The sequence below is a fragment of the Agromyces aurantiacus genome (assembly GCF_016907355.1).
GTDB classification, from domain to species: domain Bacteria; phylum Actinomycetota; class Actinomycetes; order Actinomycetales; family Microbacteriaceae; genus Agromyces; species Agromyces aurantiacus.
Genome location: NZ_JAFBBW010000001.1, coordinates 2689658 through 2713976, shown reverse-complemented (window position 1 = coordinate 2713976; position 24319 = coordinate 2689658). Strand labels below are relative to the sequence as shown.

Below are 24319 nucleotides of genomic sequence, written 5' to 3'. Positions count from 1 at the left end.
CTCAGCGGCCGGCTCCTCCTTCTCCGCCGCGACGGGGCCTCGTTCTGACGGCCTTCCCCGTCGCGGAGTTCGTCGTCGGCTGCCACACCCGTCACGAGGAAGAACGCATCACCAATGACCGCGGAAGCGACTGAGCAGAGCCCGAACATCCCCGAGCACCCGCGCACCCTGGCCGAGAAGGTCTGGGATGCGCATCTGGTGAAGAAGGGCGAGGACGGCACGCCCGACCTCATCTACATCGACCTGCACCTCGTGCACGAGGTCACGAGCCCGCAGGCGTTCGACGGCCTCCGGATGGCGGGTCGGCCCGTGCGTCGTCCCGACCTGACGATCGCCACAGAGGACCACAACACCCCCACCCTCGACATCGACAAGCCCATCGCCGACCCGACGAGCCGCACGCAGATCGAGACCCTCCGCCGCAACGCGAAGGAGTTCGGCATCCGCCTGCACTCGCTCGGCGACAAGGAACAGGGCATCGTCCACGTCGTCGGCCCGCAGCTCGGCCTGACCCAGCCCGGCATCACCGTCGTCTGCGGCGACAGCCACACGTCGACGCACGGCGCGTTCGGCGCCATGGCGTTCGGCATCGGCACGAGCGAGGTCGAGCACGTCATGGCGACGCAGACGCTGCCGCTGAAACCGTTCAAGACCATGGCCATCACGGTCGAGGGCACGCTGCGTCCGGGGGTCACCGCGAAGGACATCATCCTCGCCGTGATCGCCAAGATCGGCACCGGCGGCGGGCAGGGCTACGTGCTCGAGTACCGCGGCAGCGCCATCCGCTCGCTCTCGATGGACGGCCGCATGACGATCTGCAACATGTCGATCGAGGCGGGCGCCCGCGCCGGCATGGTCGCACCCGACGAGACCACGTTCGCCTACCTGCAGGGCCGCCCGCACGCGCCGCAGGGCGCCGACTGGGATGCCGCGGTCGAGTACTGGCGCTCGCTGCCGACCGACGAGGGCGCCGTGTTCGACGCCGAGGTCTTTATCGACGCCGACGAGCTCGAGCCGTTCGTGACGTGGGGCACCAATCCCGGCCAGGGCGTCTCGCTCAGCGACGTCGTGCCCGACCCGGCCGCGATCGAGGACCAGCACGAGCGCGCCGCCGCCGAGCGCGCCCTCGAGTACATGGACCTCGAGCCCGGCACGCCGCTCAAGCAGATCCCGGTCGACGCCGTGTTCATGGGCTCGTGCACGAACAGCCGCATCGAGGACCTCCGCGCCTTCGCGTCGATCGTCAAGGGCCGGAAGAAGGCCGACGGCGTGCGCGTCATGGTCGTGCCCGGCTCCGCGCGCGTGCGCCTCGAGGCCGAGGCCGAGGGCCTCGACAAGGTCTTCGAGGAGTTCGGCGCCGAGTGGCGCTTCGCGGGCTGCTCGATGTGCCTCGGCATGAACCCCGACCAGCTCGCGCCGGGAGAGCGCTGCGCCTCGACGTCGAACCGCAACTTCGAGGGCCGCCAGGGCAAGGGCGGCCGCACGCACCTGGTCTCCCCGCTCGTCGCGGCCGCGACCGCGGTGCGCGGCACGCTGTCGAGTCCGTGGGACCTCGAGCAGGAGGGTGACGGCACCGCCGCGCCGGCGTACTCGACCACTGGAGCGGAGGGCAACTGACATGGAGAAGTTCAGCACCGTCACCGGCGTCGCCGCCCCGCTGCGCCGTTCGAACGTCGACACCGACCAGATCATCCCCGCGGTCTTCCTCAAGCGCGTGACCAAGACGGGCTTCGACGACGCCCTCTTCCACGCGTGGCGGCAGGATCCGGAGTTCGTGCTCAACCAGCCCGCGTTCCAGGGCGCGTCGATCCTCATCGCCGGCCCCGACTTCGGCACCGGCTCGAGCCGCGAGCACGCCGTGTGGGCGTTGCGCGACTTCGGCTTCCGCGTCGTGATCTCGAGTCGCTTCGGCGACATCTTCCGCGGCAACGCGGGCAAGCAGGGACTCCTCGCCGCGCAGGTCGCCTACGAGGACGTCGAGCGCCTGTGGGAGGCGATCGAGGCCCAGCCGGGAATAGCGGCGACCGTCGACCTCGTTGACCGTACGGTGGGCATCGGCACGCTCACGGTGCCGTTCGAGATCGACGACTACACTCGGTGGCGGCTCCTGGAAGGGCTCGACGACATCGGGCTCACCCTCCGGGACGAGCCGGCGATCGCCGAGTTCGAGTCGCACCGAGAGGCGTGGCGCCCGACGACCCTCCCCATCCGGGAGCCGGCAGAGACAGGGAACTGAGTGAACACACTCGTGGATGACGCGAAGCAGCACGGCACGGCCGTCGGCCTCCAGGTCGACCGCATCACGATCGACGGCGGCAAGCCGCTCCGCGGCAGGATCGAGTTGAAGGGCGCGAAGAACCTCGTCACCAAGGCGATGGTCGCGGCGATCCTCGGCGACACGCCGAGCGTGCTGAAGGACGTCCCCAACATCAGCGACGTGCGCATCGTGCGCGGGCTGCTCGAGGTGCACGGCGTGACCGTCACCGAGGGCGCGAACGAGGGCGACCTCGTGCTCGACCCGTCCGCGGTCGAGACCGCGCACATGGCCGAGGTCGACGCGCACGCGGGCTCCAGCCGCATCCCGATCCTGTTCTGCGGGCCGTTGCTGCACCGCCTCGGCGAGGCGTTCATCCCCGACCTCGGCGGCTGCCGCATCGGCGACCGCCCCATCGACTACCACCTCGAGGTGCTGCGCAACTTCGGCGCGATCGTCGAGAAGCTCCCGAGCGGCATCCGCATGTCGGCGCCGAACGGACTGCACGGCGCCAAGGTGTCCCTGCCCTACCCGAGCGTGGGCGCGACCGAGCAGGTGCTGCTCACGGCCGTGCTCGCCGACGGCATCACCGAGCTCTCGGGCGCGGCGATCGAGCCCGAGATCATGGACCTCGTCAACATCCTCCAGAAGATGGGCGCCATCATCACGGTCGAGACCGACCGCGTGATCCGCATCGAGGGCGTCGAGAAGCTCCAGGGCTACACGCACCGGGCGCTGTTCGACCGCAACGAGGCCGCCAGCTGGGCGGCCGCCGCGCTCGCGACCGAGGGCGACATCTTCGTCGGCGGCGCACGCCAGGCCGAGATGCTGACCTTCCTCAACGTCTTCCGCAAGGTCGGCGGCGCGTTCGAGATCCACGAGGACGGCATCCGCTTCTACCACCCCGGCGGCGACCTCAAGCCCGTCATCATCGAGACCGACGTGCACCCCGGGTTCATGACCGACTGGCAGCAGCCGCTCGTCGTGGCGCTCACCAAGGCCAAGGGCGTCTCGATCGTGCACGAGACGGTGTACGAACAGCGCTTCGGCTTCGTCGACGCGCTCGTCGAGATGGGCGCCTCGATCGAGGTGCACAAGGAGTGCCTCGGCGGTCGCCCGTGCCGGTTCGGCCAGCGCAACTTCAAGCACTCCGCGGTGATCTCCGGCCCGTCGCAGCTGCGCGGCGCCGACATCGAGGTGCCCGACCTCCGCGGCGGCTTCAGCCACCTCATCGCGGCCCTCACCGCCGAGGGGCGCTCCACCGTGTCGAACGTCGGCATCATCGCGCGCGGCTACGAGAACTTCATCACCAAGCTGGAGCTGCTCGGAGCGGACTTCGCGCTCGAAGGATAATGGGTCGGTGCCCCAACATGACCCCGCCGCCGTGCCCGCAGTGAAGCCCGGCGCCGAGAAGCGCCGCCCCTCGTTCTTCTGGGTGCTGGCCGCCCTGATCCTCCCGCTGTGGAGCCTCGGGGTGAAGTACCGCTTCCACCACGGCGAGCGGATGCCGCAGACCGGCGCCCTGGTGCTGTCGCCGAACCACTACAGCGAGATCGACCCGGTCGTGATGGGCGCCGCCGCATGGCACCTGGGCCGCGCGCCCCGCTTCCTCGCCAAGGCGTCGCTCTTCAAGAACCCCGTCCTGGGGTGGTTCCTGCGCACGTCGGGACAGATCCCGGTCGAGCGCGCGGGCAGCCAGAGCCACACCGCGATCCGGGCCGCCGAGCAGCTCGTCGAGAAGGGCCGGATGGTCATCGTGTACCCGGAGGGCTCGCTCACGCGCGACCCCGACCTGTGGCCCATGCGTGGGAAGACCGGCGCCGTGCGCATCGCGCTCGAGCGCGGCATCCCGCTGGTCCCCGCCGCCCACTGGGGCACGCAGGCGATCCTGCCTCGGTACGGCAAGAAGCTCAGCCTGTTCCCGCGGAAGACCGTCGACGTGATCATCGGCGAGCCGCTCGACCTGTCCGCCTACCGCGACAAGCCGCTCGACCAGGCGAACCTCCTCGCGGCCACCAACGACCTGATGAACGCGATCGCCGCGCTGCTGGGCGAACTGCGTGGCGAGACGCCGCCGGCAGATCGCTGGGACCCCGCCAAGCACGGCCAGAAGGAGACGGGGCGCCTCGATGGCTAGGCCGGCCGCACGCCGCGCGCCCGGCAAGCGCGTGGCGGTGCTCGGCGCGGGCAGCTGGGGCACGACGTTCGCGAAGATCCTCGCCGACGGCGGCGCCGACGTCGTGCTGTGGGCGCGTCGTCCCGAGCTCGCCCGTGAGATCCAGGAGGCCAAGCGCAACAGCGACTACCTCCCCGGCGTGAACCTGCCCATCGGCCTTCGCGCCACGAGCCGGCTCGACCTCGCGCTCGCGGGCGCCGAGCAGGTCTACGTGTGCGTGCCGAGCCAGACCCTGCGGCAGAACCTCATCGCGGCCGAGCCGCACCTGCACGCGCAGGCCACGGTGGTCTCGCTCATGAAGGGCGTGGAGAAATCCACCGGTCACCGCATGAGCGAGGTCATCGCCGAAGTGCTGCCCATCGCGGAGTCCAAGATCGCCGTCATCTCCGGCCCGAACCTCGCGCTCGAGATCGCCAAGGAGCAGCCGACGGCGGCCGTGGTGTCGTCGACGAGCCTCGAGACCGCGCAGGCCGTGGCATCCGTCTCGCGCAACCCGTACTTCCACTCGTTCGTGAACACGGATGTCATCGGCACCGAGTTCGGCGGCGTGCTGAAGAACCTCATCGCCGTCGCGATCGGCATCGTCGACGGCGCGGGCTACGGCGAGAACACGAAGGCGTCGATCATCACGCGCGGGCTCGTCGAGATGACCGACTTCGCCGTCGCCTACGGCGCCCATCCCGACACGCTCTCGGGCCTCGCGGGGCTCGGCGACCTCATCGCGACGTGCCAGTCGCCGCTGTCGCGCAACAACACCGCCGGGCGCCTGCTCGGCCAGGGCTACAAGCTGCCCGAGGTCGTCAACCAGATGCAGCAGACCACCGAAGGTCTCGCGTCGGTCGGTCCGATCCTCGAGCTCGCGCGCGCGAAGGGCGTCGAGATGCCCATCGTCGAGCAGGTGCGACAGGTGCTCGCCGGCACGCTGGCACCGAAGGACATCGCGCCGCACCTCACGACCGACGACGAGCCGCAGGGCGAAAGGACGATGGATGGACAAGCTCAGGGTGGTTCTGCTCTTCGGAGGGCGCTCCAGCGAGCATTCGATCAGCTGCGCCACGGCGGGCGGGGTGCTCTCGGCGATCGACCGTGACCGCTTCGAGCTGATCCCGGTCGGCATCACGCGCGAGGGCGCGTTCGTGCTCGAGGCCGACGACCCCTCGCGCTTCGTGCTCGACCCCGGGCACCTGCCCGAGGTCGTCGACAACGGCACGCGCGTGCGCTGGCCCGAGTCGGCGTCGAGCCGCGAGCTGCGGGTCGTGCAGGCCGACGGCGCGGAGTCCTCGCTCGGCGACGTCGACGTCGTGTTCCCGATCCTGCACGGCCGCTTCGGCGAGGACGGCACGGTGCAGGGCCTGTTCGAGCTGCTCGGACTGCCGTACGTCGGCAACGGCGTGCTCGCCTCGGCGATCGGCATGGACAAGCACGTCACCAAGACGGTGCTCGAGGGTGCCGGCATCCCGGTCGCGCCATGGGTGACGCTCACCCGCGCGGCGTGGGACGGCGACCGCGAGCTCTGGGAGCGGCGCGTGCGCTCGCTCGGACTGCCCGCGTTCGTGAAGCCCGCGCGCGGCGGCTCGTCGGTGGGCGTGAGCAAGGTCGCCGACTGGAGCGCGCTCGACGCGGCGCTCGAGGTCGCGTTCGCCGAGGACCGCACGGTGCTCGTCGAGGCGGCCGTGGCCGGCCGCGAGATCGAGTGCGGCGTGCTCGAGGCGCGCGACGGAGGCCCCGCACGCGTGAGCGTCGCGGGCGAGATCGTGCTGAGCGGCCGCGAGTTCTACGACTTCGAGGGCAAGTACCTCGACGGCGCCGGCGTCGAGCTCGTGTGCCCGGCCGACCTCGGCGACGGCGAGACGATGGAGCTGCGCCGGATCGCCCAGCGCGCGTTCGAGGCCATCGGCGGCGAGGGCCTCGCTCGCGTCGACGTGTTCTACACGGGCGACGAGTTCGTCGTGAACGAGGTGAACACGCTGCCGGGCTTCACCCCGATCTCGATGTTCCCGACGTGCTGGCTGAACTCGGGCCTGACCTATCCCGAGCTCATCGCCGAGCTGATCGACCTCGGGGTCGCGCGAGGCGCCAGGTAGACCAGCCCGCAGCAGCCGACCGCCCCGCGCCGCCGCGGCGGAGTCCGATATGAATCCCGGGTTCGTGCGGGTGAGCCCGCACGAACCCGGGATTCGTGCGGGACGCGGAGTGCCGGCGCGGCGGACGGGCCCCGCGGACGCGCAGGCTCCGGTCAGCCGGCGTCCGGCAGCTCCTCGAGGTCGGTGCAGCCGCCCTCCGCGGGGATCGCAGCGACGGCGGTCGAGAGGTCGGTGACGGCGGTCGTGCCCGACACGACGTCGTTGTCGACGACGACCTCGACCGCGGGCGTGCGCCCGTAGGTCACGAAGCGGTAGCGCGGCGCGTCGGACTCGTCGATGATCCAGTCCACGTCGTCGACGCTCACGCAGCGCAGCGTGGTCGGCCCGGGCGGCTCGACCCCGCAGCGCAGCAGCACCGACGCGGGCGAACCCCAGGCCCCGGTGCCCTGCGCGTTGGTCTCGCGCGCGGCCAGGCCCGCGACCTCGTCGGGCAGCCGCACGACGACGGCCGCGCAGTCGGGGTCGGCGGCGTCCGGTGCGGGATCGAACGGCACGGGCTGGCTGCACGCCGTGAGCGCCGACAGCACGACGACGGCGACGGATGCCGCGGCGGCACGCCTCGGGAGGGTGCGCGGTGGGCGGGGGAAGCGGGGAGCGGACATCGTCGTTCAGGCTACCGTGGGAGCCATGGAGCCCCCTGCACGCACGTCCGCGCCCACGATCGGGGAGTTGGGGGAGTCGGCCGTGCTGGCGCGTGTGCTCCCGCGCCTGCGGTCCGGCGAGGCATCGCTGCTCGGACCCGGCGACGACGCCGCCGTCGTCGCGGCGCCCGACGGCCGGTTCGTGGTCACGAGCGACATGATGGTGCAGGGGCCCGACTTCCGGCTCGCCTGGTCGACGCCGCACGACCTCGGCTGGAAGGCCGCGGCGACGAACCTCACCGACGTCGCGGCGATGGGCGCCCGCCCGACTGCGCTCGTCGTCTCGATCGCGGCGCCCGTCGACCTGCCGGTCGCCGTGCTCGAGGGCATCGCCGACGGCCTCCGCGATGCGCTCGCCGAGCTCGCGCCCGGCGCGGGGGTCGTCGGCGGCGACCTGTCGGCCTCGCATGCCCTCACGATCGCGGTCACCGCGTTCGGCGACCTCGAGGGCCGAAGCCCGGTGCTCCGCTCGGGCGCCCGGCCGGGCGACGTCATCGCCCACGCCGGAGCCCGGGGCGACGCCGCCCGGGGACTCGCCGTGCTGTTCGCCGAGGGGCGCGACGAGCACGGCGAACCGGATGCCGCGTCCGCGGCGGCCGCGCGCGAACGGCATCCACGGCTCGTGGCCGCCCAGCTCGCACCGCGCCCGCCCGTCGCGGCCGGCGTCGTCGCCGCACTGGCGGGCGCCACGGCGATGCTCGACGTCAGCGACGGACTCGCGCGGGACGCGCGCCGCCTGGCCGAGGCGAGCGCGGTCGGCATCGACTTCCGCCGCGGTGCGCTCGGGGCCGACCCCCTCACGGCCCTCGCCGGCGCCGAGGACCACGGACTGCTCGCCGCCTTCCCGCCCGGCGTGGTGCCGCCGCATCCCTTCGAGGCCATCGGGACGGCCAACGCCGACGCAGGCCGCCTCACGCTCGACGGCGAGCCCGTCGACACGAGCGGGTGGGATCCCTACGCGGGCTGGGACGGCGTCGAGGGCTGATCCGGCTCGCGATCGTGCGCCGCCGCGGCGGACGCCCACCACAGCGTCGTCTCGCCGTAGTCGCGGCGGCGCTCGGCCGCGATCCCCGGCGGCCACGTCGGCTCGGGGGAGCGCGAGCTGCGTTCGACGACCACGGTCGCGTCATCCGCCAGCCGCGGTGCGAGCAGCGCGAGGTCGCGGGCGAGCTCGCGCTCGCCGAGGTCGTACGGGGGATCGATGAACGCGAGGTCGACGCCGCCCGGCGCCGTCTCGAGGTAGGCGGTGACGCTGCGCGCCTCGACCCGGATCCGGGGTCGGGTGCCGCGCGCCGCCCGGACCACCGCGGCGGCGTTGCGCCGGCACACGTCGGCGGCGGGCTTCGCCCGCTCGACGAGCACGACCTCGCTCGCACCACGGCTCGCGGCCTCGAGCCCGAGCGCGCCCGAGCCCGCGTACAGGTCGACCACGACCGCGCCGTGGACGGCGTCGCGAGCCTCGAGCGCGGAGAAGATCGCCTCGCGCACCCGGTCGCTCGTGGGGCGGGTGCCCGAGCGCGGCACGGCCAGCGCGAGCGAGCCGGCGAACCCGGCGATGATGCGCGTCATGTCTCGGGAGCATAACGGGCCGCTCCGCGACGCTGCCATGATGGAGGTGTGGAAGAGATGACCGACGCCCTGCACGCCGATCCGTCCCGCCACCGGGGGGAAGAACAGCAGACCATCGACCGGCTGTGGGACTTCGCCGATCCGGCGGCGAGCGAGGCCCGCTTCCGTGCGGCCTCCGGTGATGAGGCGCACTCGGCGCACGAGCGCGCCGTCATGATCACGCAGCTGGCCCGCGCGATGGGCATCCAGCACCGCGACGACGAGGCGCTCGCCGCGCTCGACGAGCTCGAGGCGGCCGAGCGCGAGGGCGAGACGGCCGAGGAGGCCGCCGAGGTGCGCGCGCGCGTCGCGCTCGAGCGCGGCCGCATCGCCGCGGCCGCCGAGCACGGCGAGGAGGCCGTGCCGCTGCTGACCAGGGCGGTGCGCGAGGCCGCGCTGGCCGGTTCCACGTTCCTCGTGCTCGACGCGCTTCACATGCTCGCGCTGAACGACACCGGGCACGAGGAGGAGTGGGCCGCCGAGGGCTTCGACATCCTCGACGGAGTCCGCGATCCCCGGCTGAAGCGTTGGGGCGTCGCGCTGCACAACAACCTCGGCTGGACCAAGCACGACGCGGGCGACGCGCAGGCCGCGCTGTACCACTTCCAGAAGGCCGTCGACGCGGCCGACCAGTACGGTACGGCGGGCCAGCAGCACGTCGCGCGCTGGTCGGTGGGCCGCGCGCTGCGCAGCCTCGGCCGCACCGACGAGGCGCTCGAGCTGCAGCGCGAGCTCGCGCGGGCGCGCCCCGACGACACGTACGTCCAGGCCGAGATCGAGGCGCTCACGGACGCGACGCCGGAGGCGGAGCCTACGATCGAGGCATGACCGCCGAACGTGTCGCCGAGGGCGCGCTGACGCTCGACAGCCGGCTCACCGGCGCGCTCGGCGGCCGCACCGCGCAGGCGCTCCAGCGCGCGTTCGGGCACACGACGGTCGGCGACCTGCTCGCGCACTACCCGCGCCGGTACGCCGCGCGCGGAGAGCTCACCGCCCTCGCCGAACTCCCGCTCGAGGAGAACGTCACGATCGTCGCCGAGGTGCTCGAGGTCCGCGAGCGGACGATGCGGTCGCGCCGCGGCTCGATCCTCGAGGCGAAGATCTCCGACGGCACCGGCATCCTCACGCTGACCTTCTTCAACCAGAAATGGCGCGCCAACGAGCTGAAGCCGGGCGTTCGCGGCATGTTCGCGGGCAAGGTCACCGACTACCGCGGCACCCGGCAGCTCGCGCACCCCGACTACCAGCTCTTCGACAACGCCCAGCCGGCCGTCGGCGTCGACGCCGCGGCGGTGCGCTGGGCGACCGCCCCGATCCCCATCTACCCCGCCACGGGCACGCTCTCGAGCTGGCAGCTGCAGACCGCCGTGGGCGTCGTGCTCGACGGGCTCGGCGTCGTCGACGACCCGCTGCCCGACGCGGTGCGCAGCGGCCGCGGACTGCTCGCGCACCGCGACGCGCTCGAGCGCGTGCACCGGCCCGAACGCGACGAGGACTGGAAGGCGGCACGCCGCACGCTCCGGTTCACCGAGGCGTTCGTCCTCCAGTCGGCGCTGCTCGAGCGCCGGGCGGCGGCGCGGGCCCACGAGGCCGTGCGCCGCGAACCCGCGCCCGGCGGGCTGCTCGAGCGCTTCGAGGCCGCGCTGCCGTTCGAGCTCACCGACGACCAGCGCACCGTGGGCGACGAGATCCTCCACGACCTCGGCCGGCCGGTGCCCATGAACCGGCTCATCCAGGGCGAGGTCGGCTCGGGCAAGACCGTCGTCGCGCTGCGCGCCATGCTCGCGGTCGCCGAATCGGGCGGGCAGGCCGCGCTGCTCGCGCCGACCGAGGTGCTCGCCGCCCAGCACCTCCGCTCGATCGCGCGCATGCTCGGCCCCGAGCTCTCCGCCGAGGTGATGCCAACCCTCGTCACCGGGCAGCTGCCCGCCGCCGACCGGCGCAAGGCGGCCCTGCGCGTCGCCGCGGGGCAAGCGCGGATCGTCGTCGGCACGCACGCGCTGCTCGGCGAGACGACCTCGTTCGCCGACCTCGGACTCGTCGTGGTCGACGAGCAGCACCGTTTCGGCGTCGAGCAGCGCGAGGCGCTCCGTCTCAAGGGGCGGCACCCGCACGTGCTCGTTCTCACCGCGACGCCCATCCCGCGCACCGTCGCGATGACGGTGTTCGGCGACCTCGACGTCTCGACCATCCGGCAGCTGCCCGCGGGCCGCGCCGGCATCGAGACGCACGTCGTGCCGCTCGCCGAGCGACCCGCGTGGCGCGCCCGGGTCTGGGAGCGCCTCGCCGAGGAGCTCGCGCAGGGCCGCCAGGGGTTCGTCGTGTGCCCGGCGATCGACGCGAAGGCGGCCGAGGAGGCCGACCCGCCCGAGGGGGAGGCCGCGCCGGGCGCCGGCCCTGCGGCATCCGTGGCCTCGGTGCTCGCCGAGCTGCAGGCGAACCAGCACCTCACTTCGGCGCGCGTCGCGCCCCTGCACGGCCGCATGGGCTCCGACGAGAAGGATGAGACCATGCGGGCGTTCGCGGCTCGCGAGCTCGACGTGCTCGTCGCGACGACGGTCATCGAGGTCGGGGTCGACGTGCCCAACGCCAGCACGATGGTCGTCGTCGACGCCGACCGCTTCGGGGTGTCCCAGCTGCACCAGCTGCGCGGCCGCGTCGGGCGCGGCAGCGTCCCCGGCCTGTGCCTGCTCGTCACCGCCGCCGAGGCCGGCACCGTGGCGCGCGAGCGGCTCGACGCCGTCGCGGCGACGCTCGACGGGTTCGAGCTGGCGCGGGTCGACCTCGAGCTGCGGCAGGAGGGCGACGTGCTCGGCGCCGTCCAGTCGGGCGGCCGGTCCTCGCTCAAGCTGCTCCGCGTGGCGCGCGACGGCGACGTGATCGCCGACGCCCGCGAGGCTGCGGCCGGCGTCATCGAGGACGATCCCGCGCTCACCCGCCACCCCGCGCTCGCGGCCGCGCTGCGGCGCCGGCTCGACGACGAGGCGAGCGAGTACCTGAGCAGGGGCTGAGACTCTCCAGCGGCGGCTCCGCAGCCGCGATCGCCCACTACGCTGGCTCGTATGCAGCGGATCGCCGTCGTTCCCGGATCGTTCGACCCCGTCACGCGCGGGCATCTCGACGTCATCGAGCGTGCCGCGGGGCTGTACGACCAGCTGCACGTGGTCGTCGTCCACAACCCCGACAAGTCGGCCCTGCTACCCATCGCCCAGCGCGTCGCGCTCATCGAGCAGTCCATCGCCGACGCGCACATCCCGGGCGATATCATCGTCGCCTCGTGGAGCATGGGCCTGCTCGTCGACTACTGCACCGACGTCGGCGCGTCCGTCCTCGTGAAGGGCATCCGCTCGGCGGTCGACGTCGGCTACGAGACGCCGATGGCCATCGTCAACCGGCACCTCGCGGGCGTCGAGACCGTCTTCCTGCTGCCCGACCCGGCCAACGGCCACGTCTCGAGCTCGCTGGTCCGGCAGGTCTCCGCCCTCGGCGGCGACGTCAGCCCCTACGTGCCGCGCGCGGTCGCCGACTTCCTCCAGGGGGCGATGCGACCGTGAGCGAGCCGGCGGCCGTCGCGAGCCCCGAGACCCTGCCCGCGATGAGGATCGACGAGGTGGGCGACCGTGCCGCCGCCATCGTCCGCAACGTCGAGACCGTCATCAGCGGCAAGCGCGATGCGGTGACGGCCGCGCTCACCGTCCTCCTCGCCGAGGGGCACCTGCTGATCGAGGACGTCCCGGGCGTCGGCAAGACCATGCTGGCCAAGGCGCTCGCGCGCTCGGTCGACTGCACCGTCAGCCGCATCCAGTTCACGCCCGACCTGCTGCCCTCCGACGTGACGGGCGTGTCGGTGTTCGACCAGGCCACGCGCCGGTTCGAGTTCAAGCACGGGCCCGTGTTCGCGAACATCGTCATCGGCGACGAGATCAACCGGGCGAGCCCGAAGACCCAGTCGGCCCTGCTGGAGTGCATGGAGGAACGGCAGGTCACCGCCGACGGCACGACCTACCGGCTCGAGCAGCCGTTCACGGTCGTCGCCACCCAGAACCCCGTCGAGATGGAGGGCACCTACCCGCTGCCCGAGGCCCAGCGCGACCGGTTCATGGCGCGCATCTCGATGGGCTACCCCGCGCCGTCAGACGAGCTCGACATGCTCGCGCAGCGCGAGACGGCCAGCCCGCTCGACGCCCTCGAGCACGTCGTCTCGCTCGACGAGCTCCGGTCGATGATCGCCGCCGTGCACCGGGTGTTCACGTCCCAGCCGGTCAAGGAGTACGCCGTCGAGCTCGCGCGGGCCACCCGCGACGATCGCCAGCTGCGCCTGGGCGCGAGCCCGCGGGCCACGCTGCAGCTGATCCGCGCGGCGAAGGCGCACGCGGCGATGCACGGCCGCGACTTCGTGCTGCCCGACGACGTCGACGCGCTCGCCGTGCCCGTGCTCGCGCATCGGCTGGTGCCCACGAGCCGGGCGGTCGGCGGCCACGACCGCGACGGCGGTCCGCTCATCGACGCCATCGTGCGTCGCGTGGTGGCCGACACGCCCGTGCCGGTGGGCAGCGCCCGGAGGGAATGAGCCCGATGTCGCGGGTCCGCGCCGCACGCGCCCAGTCGCGACCGCGCCTGACCGGGCGGGGCATCGCGCTCATGGCCATCGGCGGCGTGCTGTTCGCGATCGCGCTCTGGTTCGACCTCCGCGACATCATGATGCTGGCCTCGGTCGGGCTCGCCACGCCGCTCGCCGCGCTCGGGTTCCTGGCCCTGCGCGCGCCGCGGCTCGCGGTGACCCGCGTGTTCGAGCCCGCGGTCGTGCGTGCGGGGGAGTCCACGGCCGTGCGGCTCCGCGTGCAGAACCGCAGTTCGCGCGCGTTCGACGGCGCGCACTGGCGCGACCTCGCGAGCCCGGCGCTGCACCCGCCGGGCGAAGCCGTGCTGCCGGCGGTGGGCCGCCACGAGGGCGCGTTGCCGTCCGGCGACGACACCGTGCGGCTGGAGTACCGGTTGCGCACCCCCCGCCGCGGCGTGTTCGAGGTGGGCCCGCTGCGCGTGGCCGTCACCGACCCGTTCGGGCTGGCCCGCATCGATCGCGTCGCCGGCACGCCCCGCGAACTCGTCGTCACGCCCCGCGTGACGCCGCTCGAGACCGAGCCGGGCGTCGTGGCGAGCGTCGACGGCACGGTGCACGCGCTGCAGCGACGCACGCACCCCAACAGCGACGAGCTCATCGCCCGCGAGTACCGCTACGGCGATCCCCTCCGCCGCGTGCACTGGGCCGCGACCGCTCGGCGCGGCGAGCTCATGGTGCGCGAGGAGGAGCAGCGCGGCGACCCCGAGGTGCGGCTGCTCCTCGACATCGCGCTCGGCGGGCGCTCGCACCACCCCGCCGCGGATGCGCCGGAGCGCGCGGCGACGCTCGACCCCGCCTTCGAGCTCGGCGTCGAGATCGCGGCCTCGCTCGGCGTGCACCTGCTCGCGCACGGGTTCCGCGTGCGCCTGGACGCCGTCGACGACCCCGACGCACCGTCGGCCCGGATCGCCGCCGAGCCCGGCGGGTACCGCGCCGTCGGCGGCGAGGGGTCGCTCCTCGAGGACCTCGCCCGGCTCGAGCCGCCGCGGCGGGCGGCCCGTCGCGAGCCCGGCGGGCGGGTGACCGCGGCCGAGCCCCCGTCCGCATCGACCCGCCGCGACGCCAGGATGCCCGCGCTCGCGGTGCTCGTCGAGCCCGCGGCCGGCGCGGTGGAGTCGCTCGTGGCGCTTCGCCCGGGCGTCGAGCCGGCGCTCGCGTTCGCGACCAGCAGCACGCCGCAGGCCGTCGTCGACCGCCTCGAGGAGGCGGACTGGCGCGTGGTCCGGGTGCGCCGGCCCGCCGAGCTTCCCGCCGCGTGGTCCGACGCCTGGCGTTCCGCGCGCGAGGCCGCGCGCACCGGAGGCCGCCGTGCGCCCTGAACGCCTCCCGCTGTCCACGCCGCAGAGCCTCGCGCTGTCGGGCGCGACGCTCTTGCTCCTGCTGGTAGCCACCACCGCCCTCGGGCCGCTCATCAGCGGCAGCGGATGGTGGTGGGCCGGCGCCGTCATGGCGATCGGCGTGATCGGCGCGGGCGCCGGCCTGCGCGCCGTCCGGACGCCTCCGTCGTTGGTGCCGCCCCTCGAGCTCGTCGCGATGCTCCTCGTGCTCACGCTCCTGTTCGGAGGCTCGACGAGCCTCGCGCTGATCGTGCCGACCCCCGACACGTTCGCGGCGTTCGGCGAGCTCGCCGAGGGGGCGCGCAGCACGATCGAGCAGCAGTCCGTGCCGGCCATCCCCGTTCCGGCGCTCGTCTTCGCCATCTGCGTCGGGGTCGGGATCATCGCCGTGCTGCTCGACCTCATCGTGCAGAGCGTGCGGCTGCCCGCGCTCGCCGCGGTGCCCGTGCTCGTGCCGGTCCTCGTGCCGGGGCTGTTCACCGAGGCCGGCGCCGAGGTCGGCGCGCTCGTGCTCACGGCGGCCGCCTACCTGCTGCTGCTCCGCGTCGACGTGCGCGTGCGACGGAGCGCGGAGCTGCTCCAGGAGGACGACCGCGACGATGCGCCGCTCGTCATCGCACCCAAGCGGGCGCCGATCGTGCCGACCATGGGGGCCTCGCTCGGGCTCGCGGCGGTCGGTCTCGTGGCCGCGTCGGTGATCACGGCGGCCACCCCGAGCATCTCGACGAGCTTCCTGATCGGCACCGGCGGGCCCGGCACGCTCTTCGCCCGAGGCGTGAGCCCGTACCTCGAGCTCGGCCGCGACCTGCGGCGGCCCGACCCCGTGCCGGCGTTCACGTACGTGTCGCCCGACGGCATCCGCCCCTACTTCACGCTGCTGACGGTCGAGCGGCTCGAGGGAGAGGTGTGGACCGCGACCGAGCGCGCCGTCGACGGCGACCACACGCTCGACACGCTGCCGCGCCCCGACGGGCTCGCCGACGATGTCGTCACCGAGGCGCGGCAGGTCGCGGTGCAGACGCAGGAGGTGCGCACGGCCTGGCTCCCGCTGCCGTATCCGGTCACCGAGATCGACGGCGTCCGCGGCTCCTGGTTCTGGGACGACGGCACCCTCAACGTGCGCAGCGTCGACGCGACGACGCTCGAGCAGCGCTATCGGCTGACCCACCTCGACGTGCAGCCGAGCGTCCAGCAGCTGCGGAGCTCGGGCGAGCCGGCGCCGGGCGCCGTGCACGCGTCGACGCTGGCCCTGCCCGAGGAACTGCCGCCGATCATCGCCGAGACGGCCGCCGAGGTGACGGCCTCGGCGCCCACGCGCTACGACGCGGCGGTCGAGATCCAGGCGTTCCTGCGCTCTTCGGCGTTCGCCTACTCGGAGGAGGCGCCGGTCGAGGGCGGGTTCGACGGGGGCGGGTTCGACGCCATCGCCCAGTTCCTGGAGGTGCGCGAGGGCTACTGCGTGCACTTCGCCTCGACCATGGCGGTGCTCGCGCGCGAGGTCGGCATCCCGTCGCGCATCTCCGTCGGCTACACGTCGGGGACGCCCACCGACCGCCGCGTCGACGACGAGGTGGTCGTCGAGGTCGACTCGCACGACCTGCATGCCTGGCCCGAGCTCTACTTCGAGGGCGTCGGGTGGGTGCCGTTCGAGCCGACTCCGGGTCGGGGTACGGTCCCCGGCTACTCCCGCCCCGGCGCCGACGAGCAGTCGCCCGGCCTCATCCCGTCCTCCCCGTCGACCGGGCCGGGGTCCACCGGGCGGCCCGACGGCGATCCGGACCGCGCGCTCGGCGGCGACTCGGGCACGGTCACGGCCGCGTCCGGATGGGTGCGCGGCGGCGCCATCCTCGTCGCCGCGCTCGTGCTGGTCCTGCTGCCGGCCATGATCCGGTGGGGCGCGCGTGCGGCCCGGCGCCGTCGCATCCGGGTGGGGCCGCAGCCCGCGGATGCCGCGTGGCGGGAACTCGCGGCGACGGCGGTCGACCTCGGCGTCGCGGTCGACGATCGCCGTACCGCGCGGGCGCTCGCCGAGGAGCTCGCCGGACGGCCCGGCTTCGCGGCCGACCCGGCGGAGCCCGGCGCGCCGAGTGCGGCGGCGTCGCTGCGCCGGCTGCGCGACGCGGTCGAGCGTGAGCGCTACGCGCCCTCCGCGCCCCTGGATGCCGCGGTGCGGGGCGCCCTCGCGGACGACCTCGCGATCGCGTCGGCCGCCCTCCGCGCCGACGCGCCCGCCGCGCGACGGGCCGAGGCCGTGCTGCTGGCGCGCTCGCTGCGCTCGGCCGGCCGTGCCGTGCTCGGGCGCGGGGCGCCGCGCGGCGCGTAGAATCGTCGATCGTGGCCGTCCAGCAGACCCCCTTCCGCGTCAACGTGCGCGACCTCGTGAACAAGCCCGGCGAGATGCGCGAGCAGCTCCTCGACGTGCCCGCGCCCGAGCAGATGGGCGAGGGGCTCGTCGCCGTGCGCACGGGTTCGGAGCTCGAGATCGACCTCCGTCTCGAGTCGGTGCACGAGGGCATTCTCGTCACCGCCGAGGTCGACGCGACGGCCGAGGGCGAGTGCGGTCGATGCCTGATCGACATCGCGCTGCCCCTCCAAGTCGAGTTCCAGGAGCTTTTCGCGTATCATTCCGGAGAAGCTTTCGAGTATGAGGTTCAAGACGACCACGTGGATCTTGAACCGCTCATCAGAGATGCGGTAGTGCTGGCACTGCCCTTCCAGCCGGTGTGCCGGCCGGATTGCCCGGGTCTCGACCCAGAGACCGGGCTGCGTCTGGCCGATCATCCGGAACTCGTCGCCCCTGAGGAGAACGACCCGCGATGGGCCGCGCTCGCAGGGTTCAGGGCTTCCGAAGACGAGGGCGCGGGTGCTGCATCCGACGCCGACCAGCAGAGAGATTGAGAGAGAGTCATGGCTGTTCCCAAGCGGAAGAAGTCACGCGCCAACACCCACGCGCGCCGTTCGCAGTGGAAGGCCGAGGTGCCCACGCTCGTCAAGACCGTCGAGAACGGCAAGGTCACCTACAGCCTCCCGCACCGCGCTCGCGTGGTCGAGGACTCGGCGGGCACCCCGCTCTTCCTCGAGTACAAGGGCCGCAAGGTCGCCGACGTCTAGTCGGCCCGAGACTCCCGAACGACCGGTCGTGAGGCGCGCTGCGCGTACGGACACCGGGGCATCAGGGCTCGCCGAGCTGCAGCGCACGCTGCGCGTCGAGCTCGACCCCGAGCTCCTGCTCCTGGCACTCACGCACCGGTCGTTCGCGTACGAGAACGGCGGGATCCCGACCAACGAGCGCCTCGAGTTCCTCGGCGACTCGATCCTCGGCCAGGCCGTCACCGTGCGGCTGTTCACCGAGCACCCCGAGCTCGACGAGGGCGAGCTCGCCAAGCGCCGCGCGAGCCTGGTCTCGTCGGTCGCGCTGGCCGAGGTGGCCCGCACGATCGGCCTCGGGCCCTACATCCGGCTCGGGCGCGGCGAGACGCTCACCGGCGGCGCCGACAAGCCGTCGATCCTCGCCGACACGGTCGAGGCGATCATCGGCGCGGTCTACCTCGACCGCGGCGGGGACGTCGCGACCGACCTCGTGCTGCGCCTGATCACGCCCCTCATGAAGGATCCGGGCCGCTTCGGCGCGGCGATGGACCCGAAGACGAGCCTGCAGGAGATCGCTGCGCGACGGGGTGCACCGGCGCCGGCGTACGTCGTCGCCGAGAGCGGGCCCGACCACAGCAAGCACTTCGTCGCGACCGTGACGGTCGGCGACCTGGTCACGGCGTCGGGCGAGGGGTCGAGCAAGAAGCAGGCCGAGATGGCCGCGGCCCTCGAGGCGTGGACCACGCTGAACGACCGCTGACGTGCCCGAGCTGCCCGAGGTCGAGGTCGTCCGCGCGGGGCTCGCGCCCGCGGTCACCGGCGCGCGCATCGCCGGCGTCGAGGTGCTCGACGCGCGGTCGCTGAAGCGGCACGACGCGGCATCCGGCGACTTCGAGCACCGGCTGACGGGTGAGCGGATCGAGGCGGCGGTGCGCCGCGGCAAGTTCCTGTGGCTGCCGCTCGCGAGCGGCGACGCACTCGTCGGGCACCTCGGCATGAGCGGGCAGATGCTCCTCCGCACGCCCGACCACCCGGGCGACGACCGCCACGCGCGCATCCGGCTGCACCTCGAGCACCCCGAGCACGGCGAACTGCGCGTCGACTTCGTCGACCAGCGCATCTTCGGCTCGATGGCCGTCGACCGCATGCTGCCGACGGCGGACGGCGAGATCGCCGGGTACTCGGCCGACGTCACGGGCCCATGGGCGCGGACCATCCCCTCGCAGGTCGCGCACATCGCGCGCGATCCGCTCGACCCCGCGTTCCGCGACGACGAGTTCGTCCGTGCGGTCCGGCGCCGCGCCTCCGGCATCAAGCGCATCCTGCTCGACCAGGGGCTCATCTCGGGCATCGGCAACATCTACGCCGACGAGGCGCTCTGGGCGGTGCGCATGCACGGCGAGCAGCCCGGCGACACGCTGAGCCCGCGTCGGGTGCGCGAGCTGCTGCAGGCGGTGCGCGAGGTGCTGCAGAAGGCCCTGGCCGAGGGCGGCACGAGCTTCGACGCGCAGTACGTCAACGTCAACGGCGCGTCGGGCTACTTCTCGCACTCGCTGAACGCCTACGGGCAGACGGGGAAGCCGTGCCCGCGGTGCGGCACGCCCATCGTGCGAGAGGCGTTCATGAACCGGTCGTCGCACCGATGCCCGCGCTGCCAGCGGCTGCGGATGACTCGCCAGTCGACGGGCGCTCCCACGCCGACTCCAGAGCGAAGGGCCGGAAGCCCAGCGCCACGTTGATCGCGAGCATGTGCGCGTTCTCGTCGGCGTTCCACGTGCAGACCCGATCGCGCGACGGGTCCTCCCGGGCGAGGGCGACCAGGTTGGCGAGCTTCATCCGCAGTCCGAGCCGGTGCCCGCGGTGGGGGCCGAGCACGATGGTGTCCCACTGCTCGACGGCGGGGGACTCCGGAAGCAGCGAGAGCTCGGTGAACCCGGCGACCTCGCCGTCGGCCCCGACGGCCGCGACGCTGAGGTTCACGCGACCCGCATCGACGGCGCGTCCCTCGGCCTCGCGCACGCGGGCGGCGGTCCACGGTTCCAGCTCGAACGAGATCGCGCCGCTCGGGGGATCCACCGACATGCGCTCGTGCGCGCGCGCGAGCGAATCGACCAGCGCGTCCGGGGCCCGATTCCGCCACGTGACGAGGCGATAGCCGTCGGATGCCGCGTCCAGCGCCGCATCCAGCTGGAACGCGAACTCATCGCCTCGCCCGAGCACGTCGAGTGCGCTGATGCGGTAGAGCTGGCCGAGCTCGTACCCGTGGGTGCGGGCGAACTGTGGGATGGGCCCGTCGGCGGAGATGCTCGCGTCGCCCTGGGGCGCATGCAGACGGGGCCCCGGCACATCCCGCTCGTCGATGAGCTGATCGGCCCAGATCACGGTGGTGGCCCGGCCGGCGCGCCTCGCGGCCTCCTCGGCGGCGGTGAGGAGGCGCGATCCGATGCCGCGGCGGCGGCGCGCGGGATCGACGCCCACGGTCGTCACGTACGCGGTCCCGGCGTCGGCATCCAGCTCCCACTGCACCTCGGCGACCCCGACGAGCGCGTCACCGTCGAACGCGCCGATGGCCGTCCGCGCCGTGTACTCGGTCTGCTGGAGGTCGCGCAGCAGCTCCCGGGGCCGGCGGCTGAGGTCGCTCGTGCCGAGCGCCTCGGCGTCGAGGCGGCGGGACAGCTCGGCGAGGGCGAGGAGTTCGCCGGCGTCATCGGCCTCGACGCGTTCGGGCACTCGGATGGGGCGGATGTCGACGGCCACGAGACCCCCTTCTCGCCGCGTCGGTGCAGCCCGTCAGCTTACGACGCGGCACGCCCGGCGGCAAGGAGAGATCGGCGCTCGGCGGCGAGCGCGACGGGCCGCGCCTCGAACGTCGGTTACCGTAGTCCGCAGCGCTCGGCAGTCGGAAGGGTGGTCGTGTACCTCAAGAGCCTCACCCTCAAGGGCTTCAAGTCCTTCGCGCAGCCGACCACCTTCGCGTTCGAACCCGGGGTCACATGCATCGTCGGCCCGAACGGCTCGGGCAAGTCCAACGTCGTCGACGGGCTCGCCTGGGTGATGGGCGAGCAGGGCGCGAAGACGCTCCGCGGCGGCAAGATGGAGGACGTCATCTTCGCGGGCACCTCGACGCGGGGCCCGCTCGGTCGGGCCGAGGTGAGCCTCACGATCGACAACTCGGATGGCGCGCTGCCGATCGAGTACACCGAGGTCACCATCTCGCGCACGCTCTTCCGCAACGGCGGCAGCGAGTACGCGATCAATGGCGAGCAGTGCCGGCTCCTCGACGTGCAGGAACTGCTCAGCGACTCGGGCCTCGGACGCGAGATGCACGTCATCGTCGGGCAGGGCCAGCTCGACCAGGTGCTGCACGCGAGCCCAGAGGATCGGCGCGGCTTCATCGAGGAGGCTGCGGGCATCCTCAAGCACCGCCGCCGCAAGGAGAAGACGCTCCGCAAGCTCGACGCCATGCAGGCGAACCTCACGCGCCTCACCGATCTCGCGGCCGAGCTGCGCCGCCAGCTGAAGCCGCTCGGCCGCCAGGCCGAGGTCGCGCGCGAGGCCGCGGGCATCGCGGCGATCGTGCGCGATGCGAAGGCGCGGCTCGTCGCCGACGAGGTCGTCGAGTTGCGGCGCGGGCTCGAGGCCGCCGGCCGCACCGAGCACGAGCGGCACGCCGAGCGACTCGTGCTGCAGCAGGAGCTCGAGCGCCACCAGGCGCACATCGCCCGGCTCGAGCAGGCGTCGGGCGGCGACGAGGTCGACCGGGCGCGCGCGGTGAGCTTCGCGCTCGAGCAGTCCGAGGCGCGCCTGCGATCGCTCGACTCCCTGGCACGCCAGCGCATCGCGCTCCTCTCCGCGGCCGACGAGGGCACGGATGCCGCACCGACCCTGACCCGCGCCGACATCGACGCCGCGCGCGCCGAGCTCGAGGGCATCCGCGGCGGCGTCGGCGATGCGGCATCCGCGCTCGAGCAGGCCGCCTCGGCGACGCGCGAGACCCGCACCGCGCTCGACGCGGTCGACGAGGAGATCGCCGCGCAGGCCGCTCGGGTGAGCGAGTACGACCTGCGTGCGTCGCAGCTGGCGGGGCGCGCGGATGCCGCGGCTTCGAAGCTCGCGGCGGTGCGCGGCGAGGTGCTGCGGCACCGCAACGCGCTCGACGCCGCGCTGTCGCGCCGCGAGGCCGCGAACGCCGAGCTCGCGCGCGTCGAGGCCGAGTCCGACGCCGACCCCGCGGCCGAGACCGACCTCGACGAGGCGTACGAGCTGGCCCAGGCGGCCGTGTTCGAGGCCGAGGGCGAGATCGAGCGGCTCCGCGAGGCGCTGCACGAGCGCGAGCGCGAACGCGACGCGCTGGGCGCCCGCGTGGGCGCGCTCTCGCTCGCGCTGGACCAGAAGGACGGCTCGGCCGCGCTCGTGGCCTCGGGCACGGCCGGTGTCCGCGGCCTGCTCGCCGAGCACCTCCGGGTCGATCCGGGCTACGAGGCCGCGGTCGCGGCGGCCCTCGGCTCGCTCGCCGAGTCCGTGCTGGTCGACGACCGCGAGGCCGCGCTGCGCGCTGTCGCCGCGGCGACCGACGGCGACCTCGGCCGCGTCGCGCTGACCATCGCCGAGCCGGGCCGCGCCGTCCCCGCGGCGCTCGCGGTCCCGGGGCTCGTCGCCGCGGCCGACGTCGTCACGGCGCCGTCGGGCGTGCTCGCGCTCCTCGGCGAGGTGCTCGTGGCCGACGACCTCGCCGCGGCGCGCGCCGCCGAGGCGCACCTCGCCGCGCTCGACCGGCCGGCGACCGTCATCACGCGCGACGGCACCGTCGTCGGCCGCTACGTCGTCCGCGGCGGATCGGGTCGCACCCAGAGCCGCATCGAGCTGATCGCCGAGCGCGACCGGGCCGGAGCCCGGCTCGAGGAGGTCCGCGCCGACATCGAGCGCGCGCGGTTCGACCTCGACGAGCAGCGAGGACTCGCCGAACACGCCAAGGAGCAGTCCAAGCTCGCGCTCGCCGCGCTCCGCGAGTTCGACGCGCGGCTCGCCCAGCGTACCGAGGCCCTCAATCGCGCCCGGGTGCAGGCCGAGGCGGCGTCGGCCGAGACCGAGCGCCTCGCGGAGGCGCTGCGCACGGCCGAGGAGCGCATCGCCGAGGCGGAGACGGCGGCCGGTGCCGCGAAGGCCGACCTCGAGGCGGCGCGTGCCGAGCCGCGCCCGGTGCTCGAGGCCGAGCGTCGCGACGGTGCGCTCGTCGCGCTCGAGCGGGCTCGCGAGGGCGAGGTCGAGGCGCGCCTGCGGCTCGAGACCGCACGCGAGCGCGTGCGGGCCGAGGAGGCCCGGATCGCCGCGATGGAACGCCAGTACGAGGCCGAGCGCCGGGCCGCCGAGGAGGCCGCGCGTCGCGCAGTCGTGCGGCGCGCCCAGCTGGCGTCCGCGACGCGCGTCGCCGACGCCCTGCCGCCCGTGCTCGCGTCGGTCGGCGCGTCCGTCGCGGAGGCGCGCGTCGCGCTCGCGTCGGCCGAGGCGGAGCGGGCCAGCCGCAACGAGGAGGTCCAGGCCGCCCGCCGCGCCGAGGCATCCGTCCGCGAACGCCTGCACGCCGTCACCGAGGACGTGCACGGACTCGAACTGCGCATCTACGAGAAGAAGCTGCACGTCGCCTCGCTCATCGAGCGCGCCGAGAGCGAGCTCGGCCTCGGCGAGGAGGTCCTCGTCGCCGAGTACGGGCCCGACCAGCCGGTGCCGGTCGATGGCGACGCCGACGCCGAGCCGCGCCCGTTCGACCGGGCCGAGCAGCAGAAGCGACTGCAGGCCGCCGAACGCAAGCTCGCCCAGCTCGGCCGCGTGAACCCGCTCGCGCTCGAGGAGTTCGCGGCGCTCGAGCAGCGCCACCAGTTCCTCACCGAGCAGCTCACCGACCTGTCGAACACGCGCAGGGACCTGCTGACGATCATCGAGGAGATCGACGGCCGGATGGAGTCGATCTTCCGCGCCGCGTTCGAGGACACGCAGGCGGCGTTCGCCGAGGTCTTCCCGATCCTCTTCCCGGGTGGCGAGGGGCGCATCGCGCTCACGAACCCCGACGACATGCTGACGACCGGCATCGAGGTGAGCGTGAAGCCGGCCGGCAAGAAGATCGAGCGGCTCTCGCTGCTCTCGGGCGGCGAGCGCTCGCTCGCGGCCGTGGCGCTGCTGCTCGCGATCTTCAAGGCCCGGCCGAGCCCGTTCTACATCATGGACGAGGTCGAGGCCGCGCTCGACGACGCGAACCTCGGGCGGCTGCTGACGACCTTCGAGGACCTGCGCGAGTCGAGCCAGCTCATCGTGATCACGCACCAGAAGCGCACGATGGAGATCGCCGACGCGCTCTACGGCGTGTCCATGCGACAGGACGGCGTCTCGGCCGTCGTCGGCCAGCGCGTGCGCGACGAGGTCGAGGCCAAGGCCAGCTGAGCTCGACCCGCCC

21 protein-coding genes are annotated in these 24319 nt (G+C 73.6%); 18 read left to right on the top strand and 3 right to left on the bottom strand.

From position 1 onward, the window contains the following. Positions 1 to 114 precede the first annotated feature (114 nt). Genes leuC through JOD46_RS12825 form a run of 6 tightly spaced genes read left to right on the top strand, consistent with a single transcriptional unit; the run spans position 115 to position 6514 of the window. On the top strand, positions 115 to 1617 hold the full coding sequence (leuC, locus tag JOD46_RS12850; protein ID WP_204394929.1) for a 3-isopropylmalate dehydratase large subunit: 1503 nt from the start codon (positions 115 to 117) through the stop codon (positions 1615 to 1617). A gap of 1 nt (position 1618) precedes the next feature. Further along, positions 1619 to 2236: a 3-isopropylmalate dehydratase small subunit gene (gene leuD / locus JOD46_RS12845; protein ID WP_204394928.1), complete on the top strand. Its 618-nt coding sequence runs from the start codon at positions 1619 to 1621 to the stop codon at positions 2234 to 2236. After that, positions 2237 to 3607 carry a UDP-N-acetylglucosamine 1-carboxyvinyltransferase gene (murA, locus tag JOD46_RS12840; RefSeq protein ID WP_204394927.1) on the top strand — a complete coding sequence of 457 codons (1371 nt, stop codon included), beginning with the start codon at positions 2237 to 2239 and terminating at the stop codon, positions 3605 to 3607. 7 nt (positions 3608 to 3614) lie between these two features. Next, complete coding sequence (locus JOD46_RS12835) at positions 3615 to 4391, top strand: lysophospholipid acyltransferase family protein (RefSeq protein WP_307835029.1); 777 nt, start codon at positions 3615 to 3617, stop codon at positions 4389 to 4391. Beyond that, positions 4384 to 5520: an NAD(P)H-dependent glycerol-3-phosphate dehydrogenase gene (locus tag JOD46_RS12830; RefSeq protein ID WP_204394926.1), complete on the top strand. Its 1137-nt coding sequence runs from the start codon at positions 4384 to 4386 to the stop codon at positions 5518 to 5520. Before JOD46_RS12835 ends, JOD46_RS12830 begins: the two co-directional genes overlap by 8 nt. After that, a complete protein-coding gene (locus JOD46_RS12825) occupies positions 5420 to 6514 on the top strand; it encodes a D-alanine--D-alanine ligase family protein (protein WP_204394925.1) in 1095 nt (364 codons plus the stop codon). The genes JOD46_RS12830 and JOD46_RS12825 overlap by 101 nt, the downstream gene beginning before the upstream one ends. Before the next feature lie 152 nt (positions 6515 to 6666). On the opposite strand, the gene JOD46_RS12820 is transcribed toward JOD46_RS12825, so the two are convergent. Continuing rightward, positions 6667 to 7176, bottom strand: a complete 510-nt coding sequence (locus JOD46_RS12820; RefSeq protein ID WP_204394924.1) for a DUF3515 family protein — start codon at positions 7174 to 7176, stop codon at positions 6667 to 6669. Between the two features lie 25 nt (positions 7177 to 7201). Between JOD46_RS12820 and thiL the strand changes: the two genes are divergently transcribed. Then, positions 7202 to 8200, top strand: coding sequence for a thiamine-phosphate kinase (gene thiL, locus JOD46_RS12815; protein WP_204394923.1), 999 nt, complete (start codon positions 7202 to 7204; stop codon positions 8198 to 8200). On the opposite strand, the gene JOD46_RS12810 is transcribed toward thiL, so the two are convergent. After that, on the bottom strand, positions 8170 to 8784 hold the full coding sequence (locus JOD46_RS12810) for an RsmD family RNA methyltransferase (protein ID WP_204394922.1): 615 nt from the start codon (positions 8782 to 8784) through the stop codon (positions 8170 to 8172). The genes thiL and JOD46_RS12810 overlap by 31 nt on opposite strands. 57 nt (positions 8785 to 8841) lie before the next feature. Between JOD46_RS12810 and JOD46_RS12805 the strand changes: the two genes are divergently transcribed. The 10 genes from JOD46_RS12805 (at position 8842) to mutM (ending at position 19610) form a co-directional block, all read left to right on the top strand. Continuing rightward, positions 8842 to 9651, top strand: a complete 810-nt coding sequence (locus JOD46_RS12805; protein WP_204394921.1) for a tetratricopeptide repeat protein — start codon at positions 8842 to 8844, stop codon at positions 9649 to 9651. Next, the gene (locus tag JOD46_RS12800) at positions 9648 to 11834 is read left to right on the top strand and encodes an ATP-dependent DNA helicase RecG (protein ID WP_204394920.1); all 2187 of its coding nucleotides are present in this window, start codon (positions 9648 to 9650) and stop codon (positions 11832 to 11834) included. The genes JOD46_RS12805 and JOD46_RS12800 overlap by 4 nt, the downstream gene beginning before the upstream one ends. A gap of 51 nt (positions 11835 to 11885) precedes the next feature. Beyond that, the gene (gene coaD / locus JOD46_RS12795) at positions 11886 to 12377 is read left to right on the top strand and encodes a pantetheine-phosphate adenylyltransferase (protein WP_204394919.1); all 492 of its coding nucleotides are present in this window, start codon (positions 11886 to 11888) and stop codon (positions 12375 to 12377) included. A 41-nt stretch (positions 12378 to 12418) separates the two neighbouring features. Then, complete coding sequence (locus JOD46_RS12790; protein ID WP_204396635.1) at positions 12419 to 13393, top strand: AAA family ATPase; 975 nt, start codon at positions 12419 to 12421, stop codon at positions 13391 to 13393. A 5-nt stretch (positions 13394 to 13398) separates the two neighbouring features. Then, a complete protein-coding gene (locus JOD46_RS12785) occupies positions 13399 to 14763 on the top strand; it encodes a DUF58 domain-containing protein (RefSeq protein WP_204394918.1) in 1365 nt (454 codons plus the stop codon). Beyond that, the gene (locus JOD46_RS12780; RefSeq protein ID WP_204394917.1) at positions 14753 to 17104 is read left to right on the top strand and encodes a transglutaminase TgpA family protein; all 2352 of its coding nucleotides are present in this window, start codon (positions 14753 to 14755) and stop codon (positions 17102 to 17104) included. The genes JOD46_RS12785 and JOD46_RS12780 overlap by 11 nt, the downstream gene beginning before the upstream one ends. Before the next feature lie 11 nt (positions 17105 to 17115). Beyond that, positions 17116 to 17679 carry a YceD family protein gene (locus tag JOD46_RS12775; protein WP_307835028.1) on the top strand — a complete coding sequence of 188 codons (564 nt, stop codon included), beginning with the start codon at positions 17116 to 17118 and terminating at the stop codon, positions 17677 to 17679. A gap of 9 nt (positions 17680 to 17688) precedes the next feature. Further along, the gene (rpmF, locus tag JOD46_RS12770) at positions 17689 to 17892 is read left to right on the top strand and encodes a 50S ribosomal protein L32 (RefSeq protein ID WP_067950558.1); all 204 of its coding nucleotides are present in this window, start codon (positions 17689 to 17691) and stop codon (positions 17890 to 17892) included. 76 nt (positions 17893 to 17968) lie between these two features. Continuing rightward, positions 17969 to 18631 carry a ribonuclease III gene (gene rnc, locus JOD46_RS12765; protein WP_239563940.1) on the top strand — a complete coding sequence of 221 codons (663 nt, stop codon included), beginning with the start codon at positions 17969 to 17971 and terminating at the stop codon, positions 18629 to 18631. Between the two features lies 1 nt (position 18632). Further along, positions 18633 to 19610, top strand: a complete 978-nt coding sequence (gene mutM, locus JOD46_RS12760; protein ID WP_204394915.1) for a bifunctional DNA-formamidopyrimidine glycosylase/DNA-(apurinic or apyrimidinic site) lyase — start codon at positions 18633 to 18635, stop codon at positions 19608 to 19610. On the opposite strand, the gene JOD46_RS12755 is transcribed toward mutM, so the two are convergent. Next, entirely contained in the window at positions 19492 to 20628 is a 1137-nt protein-coding gene (locus JOD46_RS12755) for a GNAT family N-acetyltransferase (protein ID WP_204394914.1), read from the bottom strand. The genes mutM and JOD46_RS12755 overlap by 119 nt on opposite strands. A gap of 156 nt (positions 20629 to 20784) precedes the next feature. On the opposite strand from JOD46_RS12755, the gene smc reads away from it, so the two are divergent. Beyond that, positions 20785 to 24306, top strand: a complete 3522-nt coding sequence (gene smc, locus JOD46_RS12750) for a chromosome segregation protein SMC (protein WP_204394913.1) — start codon at positions 20785 to 20787, stop codon at positions 24304 to 24306. The last annotated feature ends 13 nt before the right edge of the window (positions 24307 to 24319 follow it).